Annotated in this window: 16 protein-coding genes, 1 pseudogene and 1 riboswitch; of the genes and pseudogenes, 8 read left to right on the top strand and 9 right to left on the bottom strand. The window is 63.9% G+C overall.

Features of this window, described 5'->3' with window-relative positions:
- Positions 1-39 precede the first annotated feature (39 nt).
- The 8 genes from addB to HH303_RS10610 all read left to right on the top strand — a co-directional run bounded on the left by addB (position 40) and on the right by HH303_RS10610 (position 11,972).
- Positions 40-3,111 (top strand): double-strand break repair protein AddB, encoded by a 3,072-nt coding sequence (gene addB / locus HH303_RS10645; RefSeq protein WP_169625321.1) that lies wholly within the window; start codon positions 40-42, stop codon positions 3,109-3,111.
- Positions 3,108-6,629 (top strand): double-strand break repair helicase AddA, encoded by a 3,522-nt coding sequence (addA, locus tag HH303_RS10640; protein ID WP_169625320.1) that lies wholly within the window; start codon positions 3,108-3,110, stop codon positions 6,627-6,629. The genes addB and addA overlap by 4 nt, the downstream gene beginning before the upstream one ends.
- 146 nt (positions 6,630-6,775) lie before the next feature.
- Complete coding sequence (trxA, locus tag HH303_RS10635; RefSeq protein ID WP_169625319.1) at positions 6,776-7,102, top strand: thioredoxin TrxA; 327 nt, start codon at positions 6,776-6,778, stop codon at positions 7,100-7,102.
- A gap of 154 nt (positions 7,103-7,256) precedes the next feature.
- Positions 7,257-7,374: riboswitch (guanidine-I (ykkC/yxkD leader) on the top strand.
- A 113-nt stretch (positions 7,375-7,487) separates the two neighbouring features.
- A complete protein-coding gene (locus HH303_RS10630) occupies positions 7,488-8,564 on the top strand; it encodes a putative urea ABC transporter substrate-binding protein (RefSeq protein ID WP_169625318.1) in 1,077 nt (358 codons plus the stop codon).
- 94 nt (positions 8,565-8,658) lie between these two features.
- A complete protein-coding gene (locus HH303_RS10625) occupies positions 8,659-9,483 on the top strand; it encodes an ABC transporter permease (protein ID WP_169625317.1) in 825 nt (274 codons plus the stop codon).
- A complete protein-coding gene (locus HH303_RS10620; RefSeq protein ID WP_169625316.1) occupies positions 9,480-10,253 on the top strand; it encodes an ABC transporter ATP-binding protein in 774 nt (257 codons plus the stop codon). Before HH303_RS10625 ends, HH303_RS10620 begins: the two co-directional genes overlap by 4 nt.
- Complete coding sequence (locus HH303_RS10615; RefSeq protein WP_169625315.1) at positions 10,250-11,497, top strand: agmatinase family protein; 1,248 nt, start codon at positions 10,250-10,252, stop codon at positions 11,495-11,497. Before HH303_RS10620 ends, HH303_RS10615 begins: the two co-directional genes overlap by 4 nt.
- Positions 11,484-11,972 carry a hypothetical protein gene (locus tag HH303_RS10610; protein WP_169625314.1) on the top strand — a complete coding sequence of 163 codons (489 nt, stop codon included), beginning with the start codon at positions 11,484-11,486 and terminating at the stop codon, positions 11,970-11,972. Before HH303_RS10615 ends, HH303_RS10610 begins: the two co-directional genes overlap by 14 nt.
- A 33-nt stretch (positions 11,973-12,005) precedes the next feature.
- Here HH303_RS10610 and rbfA read toward each other — a convergent pair whose 3' ends face one another.
- From rbfA to lnt, 9 genes and pseudogenes are all read right to left on the bottom strand, one after another.
- Complete coding sequence (rbfA, locus tag HH303_RS10605; protein ID WP_169625313.1) at positions 12,006-12,416, bottom strand: 30S ribosome-binding factor RbfA; 411 nt, start codon at positions 12,414-12,416, stop codon at positions 12,006-12,008.
- Positions 12,417-12,433: 17 nt separating this feature from the next.
- Positions 12,434-15,049 carry a translation initiation factor IF-2 gene (gene infB, locus HH303_RS10600; protein WP_169625312.1) on the bottom strand — a complete coding sequence of 872 codons (2,616 nt, stop codon included), beginning with the start codon at positions 15,047-15,049 and terminating at the stop codon, positions 12,434-12,436.
- Between the two features lie 85 nt (positions 15,050-15,134).
- A complete protein-coding gene (locus HH303_RS10595; RefSeq protein ID WP_319637379.1) occupies positions 15,135-15,815 on the bottom strand; it encodes an RNA-binding protein in 681 nt (226 codons plus the stop codon).
- A 26-nt stretch (positions 15,816-15,841) separates the two neighbouring features.
- Entirely contained in the window at positions 15,842-17,437 is a 1,596-nt protein-coding gene (gene nusA, locus HH303_RS10590; protein WP_169625311.1) for a transcription termination factor NusA, read from the bottom strand.
- A 56-nt stretch (positions 17,438-17,493) separates the two neighbouring features.
- Positions 17,494-18,030: pseudogene (rimP, locus tag HH303_RS10585) on the bottom strand (ribosome maturation factor RimP); the annotation flags it as partial.
- Between the two features lie 219 nt (positions 18,031-18,249).
- Positions 18,250-18,939 (bottom strand): tRNA (guanine(46)-N(7))-methyltransferase TrmB, encoded by a 690-nt coding sequence (trmB, locus tag HH303_RS10580; protein WP_169625309.1) that lies wholly within the window; start codon positions 18,937-18,939, stop codon positions 18,250-18,252.
- 33 nt (positions 18,940-18,972) lie between these two features.
- Positions 18,973-20,157: a methionine adenosyltransferase gene (gene metK, locus HH303_RS10575; protein ID WP_169625308.1), complete on the bottom strand. Its 1,185-nt coding sequence runs from the start codon at positions 20,155-20,157 to the stop codon at positions 18,973-18,975.
- Between the two features lie 180 nt (positions 20,158-20,337).
- Entirely contained in the window at positions 20,338-20,844 is a 507-nt protein-coding gene (locus HH303_RS10570; protein ID WP_169625307.1) for a helix-turn-helix domain-containing protein, read from the bottom strand.
- Positions 20,845-21,016: 172 nt separating this feature from the next.
- A complete protein-coding gene (gene lnt, locus HH303_RS10565; protein ID WP_169625306.1) occupies positions 21,017-22,579 on the bottom strand; it encodes an apolipoprotein N-acyltransferase in 1,563 nt (520 codons plus the stop codon).

Here is a 22,579-nt window from a genome sequence, read left to right as displayed (position 1 = left end):
ATTTATAGGCGGCTAGAATCGGACTAGCGTGACCGTCCCATGACCGGATCGCTCTATTCCATCTCTGCCGAATTTTCCTTCGTCGATGCGCTCGCCGAAGGGCTGTTGGCGCGCGCGGGCGACGATCCGGCGGCGCTGGCGGATATGCAGATCCTGTTGCCGACGCGGCGGGCCTGCCGATCTCTGCGGGAAGCGTTTTTGCGGCAATCGGACGGGCGACCCCTGTTGCTGCCGCGTATGCGTCCGGTCGGCGACGTGGATGAGGAAGAACTCGTTCTGTCCGCACCGGGATCGGATACGGCTTTCCTGGACCTGATCGACCTACCCCCCACCATTTCGACAACGGAACGGTTGCTGCACCTGACGCGGCTGGTCCGGGCGCAGCGCAATGCGATGGCGGAGGCCGATCCCGCCCTGGACCCGATCGGCCCGGATCAGGCGTTGTTGCTCGCCCGTGAATTGGCGCATCTGCTGGATCAGGTTCAGACGGAAGGGTTGAGCCTGGACCGGTTGGACGGGTTGGTGCCGGAAGACTATGCGGACCATTGGGCGAAAACCCTGGAATTCCTGGAAATCCTGCGCGCTGCCTGGCCCGCCTATCTGGCGGAGACGGGGGAGATCGATCCCGCCGAACGCCGCAATCGCCTGATCGAGGCGCAGGCCGCCCATTGGCGTGCCGCGCCGCCCGATACGCCGGTAATCGTCGCGGGATCGACCGGGTCAATCCCGGCGACGGCGACACTGATCGCCGCCGTTGCGGGCCTGCCAAAGGGCATGGTCGTCCTGCCCGGCCTGGATCGCTATCTGGATGACGCGGCCTGGGAAACGCTGACTTTGGAACCGGGCGACCCGACCCATCCGCAATTCGGTCTGGCGCTGTTGCTGTCGAAACTGGGGGCAAGCCGCGCCGATGTCGCGGAATGGAAGTCCGTTGCGAATCCGAAACGACAGGCCCGGATCCGGCTGTTTTCGGAATCCCTGCGACCCGCCAAGACAACGGGTCAGTGGCATGGATTGGGCGGGGACGATGCAATCGACGCGTCGGCGCTGGATGGGCTGCGCTGGCTGAACGCGCCGTCCGCTGCGGCGGAAGCGGAACTGGCGGCCCTCTATCTGCGGGAGGCGCTGGAAGTGCCGGGCCGCACCGCCGCGCTGGTGACGCCGGACCGGACCCTGGCCCGACGGGTGGCGGCGCTGATGGACCGCTGGGGCATCGAAATCGACGATTCCGCCGGCCTGCCGCTGGCCCAGACCCAGGCCGGGCGGTTCTTCCTGCTGACGGCGGAAGCGGCGGCGGCTCACCTGTCGCCGGTCGCGCTGCTGGCCGTGTTGAAACACCCGCTATCCGGTCTGGGCGACGCCCCGGCGGCGGTGCGTCGTGCCGTGCGGCGGCTGGAAACCGCCTGTCTGCGCGGACCCAAACCAGGCCCCGGTGCGGCGGGATTGCGCGCCGTTATCGCCGCCCGTCGAGACAGTAGAGGAAGTCCGGGCGACGCGATTCTAGACCAAGTGCTGGAAACCGTGGATCGAATCGACCGCATCCTGACCCCGTTGGAAACCGCGCTGTCCGATGGGGAAGTGTCGTTCGAAACCGTGCTGACGGCGCATCTGACGGCGCTGGAAGCCCTGGCCACCACGGAAACGGAATCCGGCGCGGAGCGTCTGTGGTGCGGGGAAGATGGGGAAGTCCTGGCTGATTTCATCGGCGAATTGCAGCCGGTGGCCGCCCTGATCGGCGATGTCCGACCGAACGACTACGCACCGGTCCTGACGACCCTGATCATGGGCAAGACCGTGCGCCCGCGCTTCGGCACCCATCCGCGCCTCGCCATTCTGGGGCCCTTGGAAGCGCGGCTTCAGCATGCGGACCGGCTGATCCTGGCCGGGCTGAACGAGGGGACCTGGCCGCCGGAACCGCCGGAGGACCCCTGGCTGTCGCGCGATATGCGCCGGAAATTCGGCCTGCCCGCCCATGAACGGCGGATCGGCCTTGCCGCCCATGACTTCACGCAGGCTTGCGGCGCGCCGGATGTCATCCTGCTGCGCGCCGAAAAGCTGGGCGGTCAGCCGATGGTCGCGGCCCGTTGGCTGGAACGCTTGGGCAGCGTTTTGAAACGTCTGGGCCTGTCGCAGGCCCTGCCGGAAGAAAACCGGGACTCCGCCCGTCTTCTGTCCTGGCAGGATCGATTGAACGGGGTGCCGGAACGCCTGCCGATCCTGCCGCGCCCCGCGCCGCGCCCGCCGGTTACCGCCCGGCCGCGCGGTCTGTCGGCGACGCGCATCGAAACCTTGATGCGCGATCCCTACCAGATTTTCGCCGAACGCATCCTGCGCCTGCGCGCCTTGGAAGACCTGGAGGCCGATCTGGGCGCGGCGGAAAAGGGGACGATGATCCATGCCGCCCTGGACGATTTCGTGAAGACCTATCCCGGCGACTTGCCGGAGGACGCGGCGGATATCCTGATCGCGCTGGGCGAAAAGGCCTTCGGCGCGGAAAGTCATGCCCGGCCCGCCGTCCGGGCCTTCTGGTGGCCGCGTTTCGAACGCATCGCGCGCTGGTTCGCGGCGAGAGAGGCCGACCGCCGCGCCGGACTGGCCGAAAGCCATACCGAAATTCGTGGTGAATATACCTTCGACAGCCCCGGCGGCCCCTTCACCCTGTCGGCGGAGGCGGACCGCATCGACCTGTACCGCGACGGCGGCTATGCGATCCTGGATTACAAGACCGGCGCCGTCCCGTCCAAGAAGGATGTGGAAAGCCTGAGCGCCCCGCAGCTGGTTCTGGAAGCCGCGATCCTGAAGCAAAGCGGCTTTCCCGGTGTCGCGCCGGGGCCTGTCAGCGAGCTTGCCTATTGGAAATTGTCGGGGGGCGATCCGGCGGGGGCGGTGACGGTGATCGACAAGATCGACGCGGATACGCTGGCCGATACGGTGTTGGAAAAGCTGAAGGCCCTGATCGCCGCCTATGACGATCCGGCGACGGCCTATCCGCCGATCCCCCGGCCCGACAAGGCGCCGAAATTCAACGATTACGAACATCTGGCGCGGATCAAGGAATGGTCGCTGGGCGATAGCGACGGTGGCGGGAATGGCGAGGGGGGCGGCGCGTGACCCAAAAACGTCCCGACCCCGATTTCGTCCAACGCCTTGCCGCCGATCCGCGCGCCAGCGTCTGGGTCGCGGCCAGCGCGGGCAGCGGCAAGACCAAGGTTCTGACCGACCGCGTGCTGGCCCTGCTGGTCGAGGGGGCGCGGCCGGACGGGCTGCTCTGCGTCACCTATACCAAGGCGGCGGCGGCGGAAATGGCCAACCGCATCCATAAACGCCTGTCCGATTGGACGCAGTTGCCGGACCATAAGCTGCGGGACGAAATCCGCCACCTCTATGGCGGCAGCGTCGGCGATGAGAAACTGGCCCATGCGCGCACCCTGTTCGCGACGATCCTGGATCTGCCGGGGGGGCTGCGCATCCGCACGATTCACAGTTTCTGCCAATCCGTTCTGGGCCGATTCCCCCTGGAGGCGCGGATATCCCCGAATTTCCAGGCCATGGACGAACGCGAGGCGGCGGAAGCGATGGGACTGGCCCGCGACACGGTGCTGACCGCCGCGCAATCGGGAGGTTCCGCCCTGGCGGAGGCCCTGACAGCCGTCACCGTGCGGGTGCAGGAAGATCAATTCGCCCGCCTGATGGCGGCCCTGTCGTCGAACCGCAAGGGGCTGGGCGAGGCCTTGCAGCAGCCGGGCGGTTTGGATGCGGCGGTGGCGCGGCTCTATGCGGCTTTATCCGCCGAACCCGGCCTGACGGAGGAGGCGGTGATCGCCCAGGCGTGTCGCGCCGGCGCGGCCGATGAGGCGGGGCTGCGTCACGCCGTGGAGGCGATGCATGGCTTCGGCAGCCAGCCGAACAAGGACAAGGCGAAGATCATCGAGGCCTGGCTGAACGGCGGGCCCGGCACGCGGGCGGCGACCTTCGGCCAGTATTTCAGCGCCTTCATCACGGCCAAGGGCACACCGAATACAAAAATGTTCGTGAACAAGGTGGCGGAAAACAGCGCCGCCACGCCGGATATCATCGCGGCGGAACAGGATCGTCTGTTGCTGGTGGATTCGCGCCTGCGGCGGCAAGGGACGGCGCTGGCCAGCGAGGCCCTGCTGCGGCTGGGGGAAGCGGTGCTGCGCGCCTATGAACAACGCAAGCGGGCGACGGCGCAGTTGGATTACGACGACCTGATCCACAAGACGGCGGAACTGTTGACCGCCGACCGGGTGCCCTGGGTCCTGTTCAAGCTGGACGGCGGGCTGGAACATCTGTTGATCGACGAGGCGCAGGATACCAGCCCCGACCAGCGCGCCATCGTCGATGCCCTGATCGCGGAATTTTTCGCGGGCAGCGGCAGTCATGCCGACCGACGCACGCTGTTCGTCGTTGGGGATGCGAAACAATCGATCTACAGCTTCCAGGGCGCGGACCCGGAAGGGTATCGCGACTGGCGGCGGCATCTGGACGACCGCGCGAATGCGGGCGGCGTGGTGGACGGCATCCGACCCGTCGATATGCAGGTGTCCTTCCGGTCGGTGCAGGCCGTTCTGGACGCCGTCGATGCGACCTTTGCCGAACCGCCCGCCAGTGTTGGCGTGACCGACCCGGATGCCCCGGCGATCAAGCATTTCGCCGCGCCGAAAAAGGCGGGTTTGAAAGGCCGGGTCGAATTGTGGTCGCCCACCGTTCCGCCGGATCGGGTGGAAGCGGACCTGTTCGCCCCGCCGGGAGAAGCCGATGAGATTGCCGAAGCCGATGCGACCCAACGCCTTGCCGAAGGGTTGGCCGTTACGGTTGCGAAATGGATTCGCGAGGAGAGGCTGCCCGCCAGCAACCGCCCGATCCGGGCGGGGGATATCCTGTTCCTGGTGCAGCGCCGCACACCGCTGATCGACGCGCTGGTGCGGGAATTGACGGCGCGGCATATCCCGGTGGCGGGCGTCGACCGTCTGACCCTGACCGAACAGATCGCGGTCATGGATATGCTGGCCCTGGCGCGCGCCCTGTTGCTGCCACAGGACGATCTGACCTTCGCCTGTGTGCTGAAATCGCCCTTTGTCGGCATGGACGACGACGACCTGTTCACGCTGGCCCATGACCGGAAGGGCGAAAGCCTGTGGCAACGGTTGGAAAAGATGCGCGGCACGAATCCCTTGTTCGAGGCTGCCGCCGCATGGTTCGGGACACTGCTGGCCGAAACGGATCGATTGCCGCCCTACGAGTTGTTCCAGCGCGCTCTGATTCGGCGCTGTCCGGGGCCGTTGAAGACGGCGGCGGAGGCTGGGCGGCTGACTGGGCGGCAGGCGCTGGTCGCGCGTCTGGGCCGCGAAATCGAAGACCCGCTGGAAGAATTCCTGTCGCTGTCCCTGGATTATGACCGTCGCCATGTCCCGTCGCTGGAAGGGTTCCTCGCCTGGTTCGCGGGTGGGAATACCCAGTTGAAGCGCGATTTGGAGACGGAGGCGCGCGACGAAATCCGCATCATGACGGCGCATGGCGCGAAGGGCTTGCAGGCGCCGATCGTCATCTTGCCCGATGCGTTGAGCAAATCCGGCGCGCAATCCCTGCCGCTGCGGTGGATCGAGGAGGGCGCGGCGGCGGGCCTGCCGGTCTGGACCCCGTCCGCCCGCTATGAGGAACCGGTTGCCGCCGAGTTGAAGGAAGCGGCGCGCGCGGCGGAGGAGCGGGAATATCGTCGGCTGCTTTATGTCGCGCTGACGCGGGCGGAGGAACGGTTGGTCGTTACCGGGCGCCTGCGCCGTCAGAAACCGCCGGAGGGGACTTGGTACGATCTGGTCGACCGGGGATTCGACCGCCTGCCCGATATGCGGGAGGAACCCTTCGAGCCTGTGGAGGGGTGGAGCGGGACGGCAAAAATCTTCGAAACCGGCACTCCGGGCCCGGAAGCCGAAGCGAAACAGGAGAACGCGTCGGAATCCGTCGTGTCGCCGGAACCGGACTTCCCCTCCTGGCTGACCACCGTGCCGGGGCCGGAACCGTCGCCGCCGCGACCCTTGGTGCCCAGCCGCCCGGACCTGCCGGAACCGGCGGTACGTTCTCCCCTCGACAGCAGCGATCCGTTGCGTTTCCGGCGCGGCAATTTGATCCACCGGCTGTTGCAGACCCTGCCGGACCTGACTGTCGGGGAATGGGACGGGGCGGCGGCGCGATTCCTGGCACGCCCGGCGCATGGATTGGAGCCGGATCAACAAACGGCCCTGGCGGAAGAGACACTGCGCCTGTTGCGACATCCCGATTTCGCGCCCCTGTTCGGGCCGGGCAGCCGCGCGGAAGTTCCTCTGGGCGGTTTGGTCGGCCGGCCGGACGGATCGGTGCAATCCCTGTCCGGACAGGTCGATCGGCTTTTGATTTCCGATCATGAAATCCTTGTCGTGGATTACAAGACGCTGCGCCCCGCCCCCCAGGATCCGGCGCGGGTGCCCAAGGCCTATCTGGCACAAATGGCGGGATACCGGGCTATTTTACGGGAAATCTTTCCAGAACGGCCCGTTCGCTGCGCCGTCATCTTTACCGAAACGCCCAGTCTTGTTTCGCTTCCCGATGGGCTTCTCGACGGGTATGCTTGAATCGGTTAGAGCATCTTCTTAAGTTTCGGTTAACGAGACGGGTGCCGCGCAGGCGGGCCCAAACCCTCCGCATCATGCCGCCCCGGTTTTGGCTACCAAAGGGGTAGACGGGTACGACGGCGCCATGACGGAACAAGGAGAATGACATGAGCAGTACGGTCGCCATTTCCGACGACGAATTCGAAACGAAAGTTCTTCAGGCGGACGGGCCTGTTCTGGTGGACTACTGGGCCGAATGGTGCGGTCCGTGCAAATCCATCGCCCCCGCGCTGGAAGAAATCTCCGCTTCCCTGGACGGCAAGCTGACCGTCGCGAAGCTGAATATCGACGAAAACCCGCTGACCCCGTCGAAATACGGCGTTCGCGGTATCCCGACCCTGATGCTGTTCAAGGACGGTCAGGTGGTGACGACGAAGGTCGGCGCCGCCCCGAAAAGCGCCCTGCAGGACTGGCTGAATCAGCACGTCGAATAAGACGCTTTTTTAGAATTTTGCGAAAGACCCCGGCTTCGTCCGGGGTTTTTTGTGCCCAAATCTCCGGAATTCATGCTGCATCGCACCTAAGATATTGGAAAAATACAGTTTTTAGCGTCATTTGACAGAACAAAAGATGCATGTTCTTATTGCGGTGCAGGGTGCCTAGGGTTCCGCGCTGTCTTTACAGGGAACAGCGGTCTGGTCCGAGAGGTGCCGCCGGGGTGGGAGAAATCCGCCCTGGTACACGGCGGGGTAAAAGCCCGGGAGAGCACTGTGTCGGTCCGTACCGCACGCTTTTCCTGCATACCCGTCGTCGGACCGACTTCCAAAATGTGCCGTGGCTTTAAGGACCGTTAAGGCAACCGAACTGGGAGTCGTTCACATGAAAAAATCCATCCTTTCCATCGTTACCGCGGGCTCTATTGCCCTTTGTTCCGCCCTCGGCGTGTCCAGCGCCCAGGCGGAGGAGAAGACTAGTTTTAAAGTCGCCTGGTCGATCTATGTCGGCTGGATGCCTTGGGGATATCTGGACTCCAGCGGCATCATGGACAAATGGGCCGAAAAATACGGCATCGATGTCGAGATCGTTCAGGTCAATGACTATATCGAATCCATCAACCTCTATACCGCCGGGGGGTTCGACGGCGTTTCCGCGACGAATATGGATACACTGTCCATCCCGTCGGCAGGCGGCGTCGATACGACGGCACTGATCGTCGGCGATTATTCCGACGGCAACGACGCGGTGATCCTGAAAGGCGCGGGCGATCTGTCCAGCCTGAAGGGCATGCCGGTCAATCTGGTCGAATTGTCTGTGTCCCACTATTTGCTGGCGCGCGGCCTCGATTCGGTCGGTCTCAGCGAGAAAGATCTGGGCGGGGTCATCAACACGTCGGATGCCGACATGATCGCGGCCTATGCCACCGATGAGGTGAAGGCCGTCGTGACCTGGAACCCGCTGGTCTCCGAAATCATGCAGCAGCCGGGCGCGACCAAGGTGTTCGACAGTTCCAACGTCCCCGGCGAAATCATCGACATCATGATGGTGAACACCGAAACGCTGGCCGACAATCCAGCCTTCGGGAAGGCGCTGGTCGGGGCGTGGTACGAATTGATGGGCATCATGTCGTCCGATACGGACGAGGGCAAAGCCGTCCGCACCGCCATGGCCGAAGCGTCCGGCACGGACCTTGCCGGATACGACGCGCAGCTTGCCTCGACGGAGATGTTCTACGACCCGGCGGCGGCGGTGGCCTTCACCGAAAGCGCCGACCTACCGAAAACCATGGTGCATGTCGCGCAGTTCCTGTTCGACAAGGGCATCCTGGGCGAAGGCGCCCCTAGCCCGGATTTCGTCGGCGTTAGCTACCCGGACGGCAGCGTCACCGGCGATCCGAACAATGTGAAACTGCGGTTCGACAGCAGCTACATGAAGATGGCGGCCGACGGGTCGCTGTAATCGGGACGGCGGAGGGTCCCGCATCGGGTGGGGCTCTCCTCCTTTCCGCGTCTTTGATCTGTTCGGGTCGTATTCCTGGTGGATGGGGGTGTCGATGCGGTTCCTCAATAAAAGGCCGAGCCTTGCGGTGGGTTATGCCCTGACGCTGTTGCCGTTCGTCCTGGTGTTGTTCGTCTACATGGGTGCGTCGGATATCAGGCTGGCGGAAAATCCCAGCGACAAGATCCTGCCCGCGCCGTCGACCATCGTCGCCACCGCCGAACGGCTGGTCGGCGAACCGGATAAGCGCAGCGGTGAAATCTTGTTCTGGAACGATACGGGGATCAGCCTCGTCCGGCTCGCCCTCGGCGTCGGGATCGCGGCGCTGACGGGTCTGGTCGCGGGTCTGTTGATCGGTCTGTTCCCCTATATGCGATCCACCTTTTCGGGCTTCGTCGCGGTTCTGTCCATGGTGCCGCCTCTGGCGGTCCTGCCCATTCTGTTCATCGCTTTCGGCCTGGGAGAGGTCTCCAAGGTCGCGTTGATCGCGATCGGAATCACACCCTTCCTGATCCGCGATCTGTCGCAGCGGACCGTGGAAATCCCGTCCGAACAAATCGTCAAGGCGCAGACCCTGGGGGCCAGTTCCCTGGCGATCGCGCTGCGGGTCGTGCTGCCGCAGCTATTGCCACGCCTGATCCAGGGCGTTCGGTTGGCGCTGGGTCCGGCCTGGCTGTTCCTGATCGCGGCGGAAGCCATCGCGGCGGAGGCGGGGTTGGGCTACCGCATCTTCCTGGTGCGCCGCTATCTGGCGATGGACATCATCCTGACCTATGTCGCCTGGATCACCTTCCTGGCCTTCATTATCGACCTGTTGCTGCGCAGCGCGGGGCGGCGGTTGTTTCCCTGGTCCGAACCGGCGGGAGGGTCGGGATTATGAGCTATGTCACCGTCACCGACCTGCATAAAACCTATGCCGGGTTTCCGATCCTGGAACGGGTGAATCTGTCCGTAGAGAAAGGGACTTTCGTGTCCATCGTCGGGGCGTCCGGCTGCGGCAAGTCCACTTTCCTGCGGCTGTTGCTGGCGCAGGAACGACCGACGCGGGGCGAAATCACCATCGACGGACAACCGCCCGCGCTGGAACCCAACCGGGATCGTGGCATCGTCTTTCAGCGCTATTCCGTCTTTGGCCATATGACGGTGCGCGAAAACTTGATCGCGGCAGAGGCCCTGGGCGCGACGGTCTGGGGGGTTCTGCCCAGCCGCGCGCGGCGCAAGGCGGCGGAGGACGTCGCCGACGCCGCGTTGGAACGCATCGGTTTGGCGCATATGGGCAAGGCCTATCCGGCGTCCCTGTCCGGCGGGATGCAGCAGCGCCTGGCCATCGCCCAGTCGCTGATCGCGAAACCGCGAATCCTGCTGCTCGACGAACCTTTCGGCGCGCTGGACCCCGGCACGCGGGCGTCGATGCACGACTTCCTTTTGGAAATAAAGGCGGAATGGGACATGACCGTATTCATGGTTACCCACGATCTGTCCGAAGGGTTCAAGCTGGGCGACCGGGTTCTCGTCTTCGACAAGGTTCGCTGGGACCCGCACGAACCCCACGCCTATGGCGCGACGGTCACCTATGACTTCGACGCACGCAACGGCGGCATTCCCTTTCAATCCCTATCGATAGAAACCGTGGAGGAAATAACGGTATGATCCCGACGAACGGAAGACGCAGCCGGTCGCACCATCCGGCGGACTTCAATCCGACGACGGCGCGCCAGCACCACCCCGACCTGTCCAAACTGCGCGGCTGGTCCGCCATGATGGACGAGGCGAAACTGCCCGAAGGCGAATGGGACAAGGAGAAGGCCTGGGCCCTGCGCATGGGGCTGACCGGGTCGAATTCGCTGGAGGACAAGTCGATCCCGACCTTCGCGCGCGGGGAACTACCGCATTATGCGGGAATCAACACCTTCTTGAAGGCGCCCTATGCCGAAGACGTGCAGGAGGTTGGGCAATACGACGCGACCGTATTGGGCGTGCCCTTCGACGGGGGAACGACCTATCGTCCGGGGACCCGTTTCGGGCCGCAGGGTCTGCGCAAGATTTCCGCGCTATATACGCCTTATAACTATGAAATGGCGGTCGATCTCCGCGAACAGATGACCCTGTGCGATGCGGGCGATGTGTTCACCATTCCGGGCAACATCGAAAAATCCTTCGATCAGATCAGCCGCGCCTGCGCCCATGTCTTTTCGTCGGGATCCATGCCGATCATCATCGGCGGCGACCATTCCATCGGTTATCCGACGGTGCGCGGGATCGCGGAATGCACGTCCAAACGCATCGGTATCGTGCATTTCGACCGCCATGCCGATATCCAGGAAAAGGACCTGGACGAACGCATGCATACCACGCCGTGGTTCCATGCGACGAATCTGCCCAACGTACCGCCGTCGAATCTGGTTCAGGTCGGCATCGGCGGCTGGCAGGTCCCGCGCGAGGCGGTGAAAGTCGCCCGCGAACGCGAAACCAACATCATCACCATCGGCGATGTGGAAAGGCTGGGCATCGACAAGGTCGCCGAAATGGCGCTGGAGATGGCCTGGAAGGACGCGGATATGGTCTATCTGTCCTTCGATATCGACTGTATCGACTGCGGCTTCGTCCCGGGGACGGGTTGGCCGGAACCGGGTGGGTTCCTGCCGCGCGAGGCCTTGAGCCTCGTCTCCAAGATCGCGGCGGAAGGGCTGTGCGGGCTGGAACTGGTAGAAGTTTCCCCGCCGTATGACCAGTCGGAAATCACGGCCCTGATGGGCACGCGCGTCATTGTGGACGTGCTGGGCACCATGGTTTCGCACGGTGTCCTGGGCAAACATAAGGCCCATATCGACAAGCCCGTGACGGTCCCGATGGGCGACTTCGACGGCAAGAGGTGGTCCAATGGCGCCGCATGACGGACATTTTCATCATCACCACGCGGACGGGCACGACCATGGCCACGATCATCATCACCACGATCATGGCGTAGGCCACAATCACGCGCCGGGCGATTCCCATCACCTGCACAGCCATATGGAAGACGGCGATCCGGGCGCGGATATCCAGGTCCTGGCGACGCAGTTCGTCGACGGCTTTCAGAAGGCGATCGACAAGATGGCCTATCTGCGGCTGGCGGGCGTGCCGCTGTCTATCGACGACCCGGACGGCGGTCCGTCCCTGAAACTGGTGGATGTCGGCCTGACCACGCAATGGCAGGTCGGCACGGCCTCCCCAGCCTTCGGGTCGCGGGAATTGAGCTATCTGCCCTTTCCCGGCGACCGTATCGCGGAGCGTACGAATTTCAATTTCGTCTATGTGTCGCTGGAACGGAAACGGGAGGTCGATTTGCGCGATTTCCTGCGCCGCCGTGCCGCAGAAATCGGGGATTGAATTCGGAAAGAAGGAACGGGGAAGAGGGGTCGATCAGTCGTCCTCTTCCTCATCTTCGGCCTCTTTGACGGTCAGCAGATCACGCTGCACTTCCGGCGTCTTCAGCAGACGTTCGATCCGGTCCGCTTCCTCGAAGCTTTCGTCCGGCAGAAAACGCAATCCCGGCGTGTATTTCAGCCGGATTTCCTTTGCCACCTGACCGCGCAGAAACGCGCCCGCCCGTTTCAGGGCCGCGACGACATCGTCCACATTCTGCCCGCCGAGCGGCATGATATAGGCGGTGGCGAGCTTCAGATCGGGGGAGCAGCGAACCTCCGATACGGTGATCGGCGTGCCCGACAGGATCGGGTCACGCAATTCGCCGCGCGAGAGAATCCGGGAAAGCGCGTGGCGAATTTGTTCGCCGACACGCAATTGCCGTTGAGACGGTTCCCGGTCGCTCATTCCCCTGTCCTAGACGCTTAGAGTTCGCGTTTGATCGACTGAATTTCGAAGCATTCGATGATGTCGCCGACGCGAATGTCATCGTAATTTTCAAGGGCCATACCGCATTCGTAGCCCTGCTTTACTTCGCGGACGTCGTCCTTGAAGCGCTTGAGCTGTTTCAGCGCGCCTTCGTAAATCACGGTATCGTCGCGCAGCAGACGCACCTTCGCGCCGCGCCGCACTTCGCCGTCGGTGATCATGCAGCCCGCGACCTTGCCGACCTTGGTGATCTGGAAGACGTCGCGGATTTCGGCATAGCCGAGGAATTCCTCGCGTTCTTCCGGGGCCAACATGCCGGACAGGACCGACTTCATGTCGTCGATCAGATCGTAGATGATCGAATAGTAGCGGATATCCACCCCGTCGCGGCGCGCATGGTCGCGGGCCTGCGGGTTGGCGCGGACGTTGAAGCCCAGGATGATCCCGCCGGTGGAGGAGGCCAGCGTCACGTCGGATTCGGTGATCCCGCCGACCGCGCCGTGCAGGATCCGCACCTTGACCTCGTCGGTCGCCAGCTTGTCCAGCGCGGCAGTGATGGCTTCAAGGGACCCCTGCACGTCGGTCTTGATGACCACGGGCAGTTGTTCGGCCTCGCCCGCCTTCACCTTTTCGAACATCTGTTCCAGCGTGCCGCGCGCGGCAATGGTGAACTGTTGTTCGCGGTTCTTGCGCTGACGGTAATCGGCAATCTCACGAGCGCGGGATTCATCCTGAAGCACGATGAACTCATCGCCCGCCGACGGCGTGCCCTGAAGGCCCAGAACCTCGACCGGGACGGACGGACCGGCTTCTTGAATCTGCCGGCCGCGATCGTCGAGCAGCGCGCGGACGCGGCCCCATTCCTGACCGGCGACGAAGATATCGCCGACCTTCAGCGTGCCGGACTGGACCAGAACGGTCGCGACGGAACCGCGACCGACTTCCAGCTTGGCTTCGACCACGGCGCCGCGTGCCGGGGCGTCCGGCACCGCTTTCAGCTCCAGCATTTCGGCCTGCAGCAGAATGGTTTCTTCCAGCGCTTCCAGCCCGATGCGCTTCAGTGCCGAGACTTCGACGCAGATCACGTCGCCGCCCATGTCTTCCGGCACCAGCGAATGTTCCAGCAACTGGGTTTTCGCCTTGGACGGATCGGCGCCTTCCTTGTCGATCTTGTTGATCGCGACGATGATCGGCACTTCCGCCGCCTTGGCGTGGTTGATGGCCTCCACCGTCTGCGGCTGGATGCCGTCATCGGCGGCGACCACCAGGACGACGATGTCCGTGACTTCCGCCCCGCGCTGACGCATCGCCGTGAAGGCGGCGTGGCCGGGTGTGTCGAGGAAGGTGATCTTGTCGCCGGACGACATCGTGACCTGATAGGCCCCGATATGCTGGGTAATCCCGCCGGCTTCGCCCGCGGCGATATCGGTGGCGCGCAATGCGTCCAGCAGCGAGGTCTTGCCGTGATCGACGTGACCCATGACGGTGACAACCGGGGCGCGGGTCACGGCGTCGCCGTCCACTTCCACCGGTTTCAGCAGCGCGTCTTCGACGTCGGCGTCGGAAACGCGTTTGATGCGGTGACCGAATTCTTCGACGACCAGTTCCGCCGTGTCGGCATCGATGGCTTGGTTCACCGTCGCCATCACGCCCATTTTCATCAGCGATTTGATGACGTCCGTGGCGCGTTCGGCCATACGGTTGGCCAAGTCGCCGACGGTGATCGCTTCCGGAACAGTAACTTCGCGCACGACTTTTTCTCCCCGCGACAGACGTTCGCGGTTCTGTTGTTTTTCACGCTCGCGCGCCCGGCGCAGAGCGGCCATGGACCGGCCACGGCTTTCCCCGTCGTCATTCTCCAGGGCCTGCGTGATGGTCAGCTTGCCCTGACGACGACGCGGTTCGCCGCGCAGACGCATCGTGCCTTTTTTGCGCTCGGCCTCGACCTCGGCGGCAGTTTTCGTCGGCGCGGCGGCTTCGCCCGCCGGGCCGCGTTGTTTGGCGCGGGCGGCATCGGTTTTCGCTTCCGCGGCCTGCGCGGCGGCGACGTCGGCGGGTGTCGGTGCGACCGGCTCATCCTTCGCGGCGGGCGCGGCGGCCTTTCCGGCAGGCTTTGCGGCGGCGGCATCGCCCTTGGGCGCATCGGTCGCAGCGGAGGCTTCTTCGGCAGCCTTGCGCGCGGCTTCCTCTTCGGCGGCCTTGCGCGCGGCTTCTTCTTCCTCGCGGCGCTTCTTCGCTTCTTCGGCGCGGCGCTCGGCTTCCTCGGCTTCCTGGCGGCGGCGTTCCTCGTCTCTGGCAGCCCCTTCCAGCGCCTTCAGACGCTGCTGGCGCTCGGTCTCGCTCAACCCTTCCAGAGGGTTTTCCGCGACGAGCTTGTTGGGCTGCTGGTCGGGCTTGCGGCCCGGCGCAGATTTCACGGCCTTCATGTCGCCGCTGTCCGACCGCTCGAAGGAGCGCCGGCTCTTGGTCTCGACAATCACGGTCTTGGAGCGCCCGTGGCTGAAGCTCTGGCGCACCTGGCCGCTCTCAACCGTCTTGGACAGGCTCAGCTTGCCCGGTTTTCCCAGGGAAAGCTTGCCACCACCACCGGATTTCGAAGTCCCGTCACTCATCAATCGTCCTTTCCGTGCGACCGACCCCTGTCGGCCCCCGTTACCTGTGGCCCTAAACCTACAGGCCTTTCGTTTCAAGGGCGGATCACATCGGATCCGTCCCTCTGAACCCTTTCAGCCGGCCCGCTTCCAGCAGGAATGCGCGGCCCAGGCCGCCCGGCATCACCACCGCATGGACCGACGCATCGCGCCCGAAGGCCTCGCCGATCTCGTCCGCGGTCAGCAGCGCCACGACCGGAATATCGCCCCTGGTCAGCGCGCTTAATTTCCCGCGACCGTCCGCCGCGCCGTCGCTGGCCTGTATCAGGACCCCGCCGTCGCCGTTAACCGAGCCGGAAGATAGGGCCGCGCGGACCTTTTCAAACCCGCAAACCGCCTCTCCCGCCCGCCGGGCCAGCGACAGCAGTTCGACACAGCGCCGAACCAGCAGATGTTCCACCCGCGCCGCCAGGTCCGGGACCGGCGTCACCGCCTTGCGGGCGGCTTTCGCGAACAGTTTGCGATCCAGCGCCGTCTTAATGCTTCCGGCATCGGCGCTCAACCACATTCCACGACCCGGCAGCTTCGCCGCCAAATCCGGGACCGGCGTTGCATCCGGACCCAGGACGAAGCGGATCAGCTCTTCCCGGGGCCGTCGCGCGCCCGTCGCCAGACAACGGCGGATCGGTTCGCGCTTCGACGGGGCGCTCCCGTCATCGACGGTTTCGCCTTCTATTTCGGGTCCGTCTACATTAGGCCCGTCTACGTTAGGCTTGCCTTCCGTCACGGTCCCACTCCTTCAGGCTTTGACGCTCAGGCGTCTTCGCCCTCGCCCTCTTCGGCTTCTGCCGCCGCCTGATCGGCCAGCATCTGGTCCAATTCTTCCTGCGTGATCCAGCCCGCGGCGACGCGCGCATTCATGACCAGCAGGTTGGCGTCGGCTTCCGTCAGGTCGTCGCCCTTCAGGATACCGTCCGTCGGATCGGTCAATTCGTCGGCGGCCAGACCGGCGAAGTCCTCGACCGTGCGGATTTTTTCCTCACCCAGCTTGATCAGCTGTTTGTTCGTGAAGCCTGTGAAGCTCGCCAGGGCATCGTCGACACCCAGTTCGCGGCGGCGTTCTTCCAGCTTGCGGTTCTGTTCCGTCAGGAAGGAGTTCGCGCGGTCGGACAGGGCTTCGGCCACGTCCTCGTCAAAGCCTTCGATGGTCGCCAGTTCGTCGACCGGGACATAGGCCACTTCCTCGACGGAGGTGAAGCCTTCCGTCACCAGAAGCTGGGCGATCATGTCGTCGACGTCCAGGGCTTCCATGAACAGGTCCGAGCGTTCGGCGAATTCGCGCTGACGCTTCTCGGATTCCTGCTCTTCGGTCATGATGTCGATGTTCCAGCCGGTCAGCATGGACGCGAGGCGCACATTCTGACCGCGGCGGCCGATGGCCAGCGACAGCTGTTCGTCCGGCACGACGACTTCGATCGTGTTGGTGTCGGGGTCCATGACGACCTTTGTCACTTCCGCCGGCGCCAATGCGTTCACCACGAAGGTCGGGTCTTCATCGTTCCACGGAATGATGTCGATCTTTTCGCCCTGCAATTCGGCGACGACGGCCTGAACGCGGCTGCCGCGCATACCGACGCAGGCGCCGACCGGATCGATGGAATGATCGTTGGACAGAACGGCGATCTTTGCGCGGCTGCCCGGGTCACGGGCGACGCGGCGGATTTCGATGATGCCGTCATAGATTTCCGGCACTTCCTGCGCGAACAGCATGGCCATGAATTCGGGCCGAGTGCGGGACAGGAAGATCTGCGGGCCCTTCTGTTCGCGGCGCACGTCGAAGATGAAGGCGCGCACACGGTCGCCGCGCTTGAAATGTTCGCGCGGAATGATTTCGTCACGGCGCAGCACGGCTTCGGCGCGGCCCAGATCGACGGTGACATTGCCGTATTCGACGCGCTTGACCAGGCCATTGACGATTTCGCCCTTGCGGTCCTTGTATTCCTCGAACTGACGCTCGCGCTCGGCCTCGCGGACCTTCTGCACGATGACCTGTTTCGCGGTCTGCGCGGCGATGCGGCCGAAATCGATCGGCGGCAGGCGGTCGACGATGAAGTCGCCGACGACGGCGTCGGCCTTCTTGCGGCGCGCGCGGTCGACGGTGGTCTGCTTCACCTCGTCTTCCAGATTGTCGGGCTCCACGACCTCGATATAGCGGGCCAGGACGATTTCGCCGGTCTTGCGGTCGATCGAGGCACGAATGTCGTGTTCCATGCCGTATTTCGAGCGGCCGGCCTTCTGGATCGCCTGTTCCATGGCTTCCAGGACCAGTTCGCGGTCGATGCTTTTTTCCCGCGCCACTGCGTCGGCAACGGCCAGCATGTCGGTGCGGGTGATCGTAACGCCTTCCATCTCTCTTCGATCCTCTGGCTTACTATGTTCAGTTCGCGGTGAAAGTCCGGACGCCCTTAGAGCGCCGATCCCTCCGCCGTACCATCGCTTTGCGCCGCTGCGGCGCGGCTCGCCTCGATCAGCGCGTCGGTCAGCACAAGCTTTGCGTCGCGGATTTCGGCGAACGGAATTTCAAACGGACCGGTATCGGTCTCGATCTTAACGATCTCGCCCCCGGCTTCCCCGGCGATCCCGGTCAGGGTGCCGCGAAAACGGCGGCGGCCGTTCATCAGGTTTTCCAGCTCAACCTTGGCTTCATGCCCGGCGAAGCGTTCGAAATCGCGCAGGCGCGTTAACGGCCGGTCGATCCCGGGGGAGCTGACCTCCAAGGCATAGGCCTCGGTGATCGGGTCCTCGACATCCAGGATCGCGGAAACCGCATGACTGATATCGGCGCAATCGTCGACGGTAATCGCGGTTTCGTCCAACCGGTCCGCCATGATCTGAAGCGTCATCCGCTCCTTGCCCTGAAGACGGACGCGCACCAAGCCATAGCCCATGTCTTCCAGGGCCGGCTGGATCATCTGCGCGATGCGGTCTTCAATCGTCATTCGGTAAAGGGTCTCCGTTGATGCGCCGTGTTTCGAAAAAGCCTGTCAAATCCGGCGAAACCAACAAAAAAGGGCGGGCCGCGGCCCACCCCCATCCATCACTCCCGTATTACGGGGCGATACAATGAAAGCTAACTGCCGCCTTATACGCCGATGAGGCGGCGCAATCAAGCCCCGCCTGCGCCCGCCCGCCGCCGGTCGCGGCCGGACGCAAGGTCCGGATCAGACGCGCAGGAAGTCCAGGTAATGCGGCACGCCCGCGAGGGCTTTCGTCTCGTATCGCGTGCGGACGTGATCGGCGGGCGGCACCGCCCAGTCGGACGGACCTTTCGCCAGCCAGCGGAAGGCGGGATTGGCGCGGATATAAAACAGCATCCAGGCCAGATAATCGGGATGATCGGTTGCGCAGCGCAGCGTCCCGCCGGGCCGCAGCACGCGGGCAAGGCGCGGCAGGTTCTCCGGTCCGATGAAGCGGCGGAAATTGTGCCGCTTCTTCGGCCAGGGATCGGGAAACAACACGAAGGCCCGCCCGATACAGGCGTCCGGCAAGGCGTCGAGCAACAGCCGCGCGTCGTCGGGCAGAATCCGGATCGTGTCGGTCCCGCTCGCCGTCACATCGCGGACCAGCTTCGCCACGCCGTTGATGAACGGCTCGCAGCCGATCATGCCGATATCGGGGTTGGCCTTCGCCTGTCCCAGCAGATGTTCGCCGGACCCGAAGCCGATTTCCAGCCACAGATCGCGGACCGGGCGGTCGAACATATCCGTCGGTTCGGCGGGCAAGGCCGCCGGATCGACCGCATAGCGCGGCAGATCGTCTTCCACCACGGCGACCATCGACCGATTCAACGCCCGGCCCTTGCGGCGGCCATAGAATTTCGGCCGATTGGGGTCGTGCTTTTCGCCGGTCATGGTCTCTCGACTAAGCGTTGGGGCTGAAGGCGATCAGGTGAGGGCGGATTTCAACGCCTCGACCAGATCGGTGCGTTCCCAGCTGAAATGGCCCTCGGCGGTCGGCTGGCGACCGAAGTGACCATAGGCGGCGCTGGGCGCGTAGATCGGCTTGGCGAGATTCAGATGTTCGCGGATACCGCGCGGCGACAGGTCCATGACCTCCCGCACCGCCTTGACCAGCTTGTCTTCCGCGACCCGGCCCGTGCCATGCGTATCGACCAGCAGGGACAGCGGATGCGACACGCCGATGGCATAGGCGACCTGGATCGTGCATTTGTCGGCCAGATCGGCGGCGACGATGTTTTTCGCGACATACCGCGCGGCATAGGCTGCGGACCGGTCGACCTTCGTCGGGTCCTTGCCGGAAAACGCCCCGCCCCCATGCGGCGCAGCGCCGCCATAGGTATCGACGATGATCTTGCGGCCGGTCAGGCCGGCATCCCCATCGGGACCGCCGATGACGAAAATGCCCGTCGGGTTGGTATAGAATTCGTCTTCCGGCGGGAACCAGCCTTTCGGCAGGACCTTTTCGACATGGTCTCGGACAAGCTCGCGGACCTGTTTCTGGGTCATGTCCGCATCATGCTGCGTGGACACGACAACGGAGGTCACGCCGACCGGCTTGCCGTCTTCATATTTTAGCGTCACCTGGCTCTTCGAATCCGGGCCCAGGCCGCTTTTCGGCATGCTGTGGCGGTATTCGGCCAGGCTTTTCAGGATATCGTGCGAATACTGGATCGCGGCGGGCATCAGGACATCCGTTTCGCGGCGGGCGTGACCGAACATCAGCCCCTGGTCGCCCGCACCTTCGTCCTTGTTGCCGGACGCATCGACACCGACGGCGATGTCCTTGGACTGGCCGTGCAGATAGACGTCGATTTCGCAACGGGCATGGTGGAAGCCGTCTTGCTCATACCCGATTTCGGCGATCGCCTTGCGGGCCAGCGCTTCGATCTTTTCCCGATCCACCACGTCGTTGGCCACCAGGCTTTCCGGGCCGCGGACCTCACCGGCGATGACGACGCGATTGGTCGTCGCCAGGGTCTCGCACGCCACCCGCGCGCCGGGATCGGCAGCGAGGAACAGGTCAACCACTTCGTCGGAAATGCGGTCGCAGACCTTGTCCGGATGGCCTTCGGAAACGGATTCGCTGGTGAACAGGTACGAGTTGGACATGAATACCCCCCTTTGAGATCCCCTCAGGATCATGCTGCGTCCGACGGGTCGGCAGGTCGTTTGGATCGAATCGGAAACCATCCGGCGAATCGCTTCGCGCAGACAGAAAGCGGGCGTTAGTACGAAGGAATCCGGGATGCGTCAATAGGTGGGCTTAGCGACCGAATGGCCGTCAAGACGTCAGGTCGTTTCCGCGGTGCTGGCCATCGCCTTGCAAAGGTCCAGGACGCGGTCGCGCACGGTCGGGTCCTTGATCCGGTAATAGGCACGGATCAATTCCAGCGTCTCACGCCGGTTCATCGGATCGATCTCGGTATAGGAATCGACGCGGGATTCGGAAAGGCCGGCGCGCAGGCGGGGCGACTGCCCGGCGGTTTCGGCGGGCATATCCTCGTAAAAGAACTGGATCGGTACATCCAAGACCCGCGACAGATCATACAGGCGGCTGGCCCCGATCCGGTTGGTGCCGCGTTCGTATTTCTGCACCTGCTGAAAGGTCAGTCCGATCATCTCCCCCAGGCGTTCCTGGCTGAGGCCGAGCAATGTGCGCCGCAGACGAACGCGGCTGCCGACATGAATATCGACCGGATTGGGAACACCGGGACGACCCGCCGGGATATAGTCGCCGTCCGTACCGTATGTCGCCTTTTGGGATGCCGGTTTTCTGCCTGCTGCCTTTTTCGCCATGCGATGATGTCCATCCTTTGACGCCGCGCCGCTTCTCGGGGGCGATCAATGTGTCGATAGGAGTACCCAAAAAGGGGACGCAAAAACACATTATACAAGAATTATAACTAGTTCCGGGGATGGAAATGGTCAAGGCTTTCGCAACACAAAGGCGAATTCTGCGCCGGATCACCTATCGTTTTCGTAAGGCGAAACCGACCCCTGCGAGAAGGATAATCAGCCCGATGGCGAACAGGTTGCCGAGACGGGCAAAGAGGGTGGGCGCAATGGCGGGCGGCAGACGCAAATCCAAAATGCCGTTTTCTCCCAGCCCGATCCGTCCGACCTCCCGCCCATAGGCATCGAAGGCGGCGGAAATGCCCGTGCTGGCGGCGCGGATGAGGGGCAGGCCTTCCTCGATCGCGCGCAATCGGCTGTGTTGCAGGTGCTGATACGGCCCCGTCGTGTGACCGTACCAGGCGTCGTTGGTCAGATTCAGCATCCAATCGGGGCGATTGTCGGGATCAACGACGGCCCCAGGGAAGATCACTTCATAGCAGATCATCGGACCGACAGGCGGTAGGCCGGGCAGGGACAGCGTCTGTGGTCCCGGCCCCGGTGAATAGTCGATTGCCCCCGCCGCGACCTTGCCGAAGGGTAAATACTGGCTGAGGGGTACGTATTCGCCAAAGGGGACCAGATGCGATTTTTCGTATGTGGCAACCATGGTGCCCGCCCCGTTCAGCGCGACGGCGGCATTGTACAGGCGTTTCGGATCGTCCAGCAGCCGCGGCGCGCCGGTGATCAGCAACCCGCCGTCCGGCACGGCCCAAGCCCCGGCGGAAACGCGGTAGTCTTCCGCCTGATCGATGGCGAAGGCGGCAGCGGTCTCCGGCCAGATCACGGTTTTGACCCAGTCTGGCCGATTGACGCGGCTGGCATTCAGATGCTGTTCGAAATTGCGGACGCGCAGGTCCCGTTTCCATTTTTCCTGCTGCGGAATATTGGGTTGAACCAGCCGCAGACCGGGCCGATTTGCATCGGCTTGTTGGGCCGCCATGTCCGGCGCGTCGGACAGGCGCAGCGTTCCGGCGATCAGGAAAGCCAACGGGATTGCGAACGCCGTCGCCAGCGCGAACCGTCCGGGCCGTCCGTTCGGCAATAGGGCGGGCAAGAAGCCGGACAATAGGACCGGCACACCCAAACCGTAAGCGCCCAGCCATGCGGCCCCCTGGCTCAACCCCCCGGACCCGGACCACAGATAGCCGAAGACGTTCCACGGGAAACCGGTGAACAGGGTTCCGCGCAACAGGTCCGCACCGACGAAGGCGGCTGTCAACAACAGGATACGAGCGAGTCGCCGAGCAGTGCCCTCCGGCAGTTCCGACGCGGGGATGACACGGTCGACCAGCACTGTCGCCAGCCCGTAATAAACGGCCATCACCACCGGCAGGCCGACCAGCGCGAAGGGCACCATCCACCAGAAGTCCGGCGAAAACACCACAAGCGCGTTGGAAATCCAGTAAAAGCCCGCCAGGAAATAGCCGAAGGCGAACCACCAGCCGGCGCCGAAGGCGGCCTTCTTCGTCCGCCCGCCTTCGAAAACCCACAGGAAGAGCGGCAGGGTCAGGAAGGCGATAGGCCAGATGTCGAAGGGCGGCAGGCCCAGCACCGTTACCGCACCCAGCAGCGTCAGGACGCCGCGCCGCCGCCAACCGGACAGCGCCGAACAGAACCGGGCGGCGGTTGCGATCAC

The sequence above is a fragment of the Pacificispira spongiicola genome, assembly GCF_012926505.1.
GTDB lineage: Bacteria > Pseudomonadota > Alphaproteobacteria > UBA8366 > Aestuariispiraceae > Pacificispira > Pacificispira spongiicola.
This window is presented reverse-complemented; position numbering and strand designations above follow the sequence as displayed.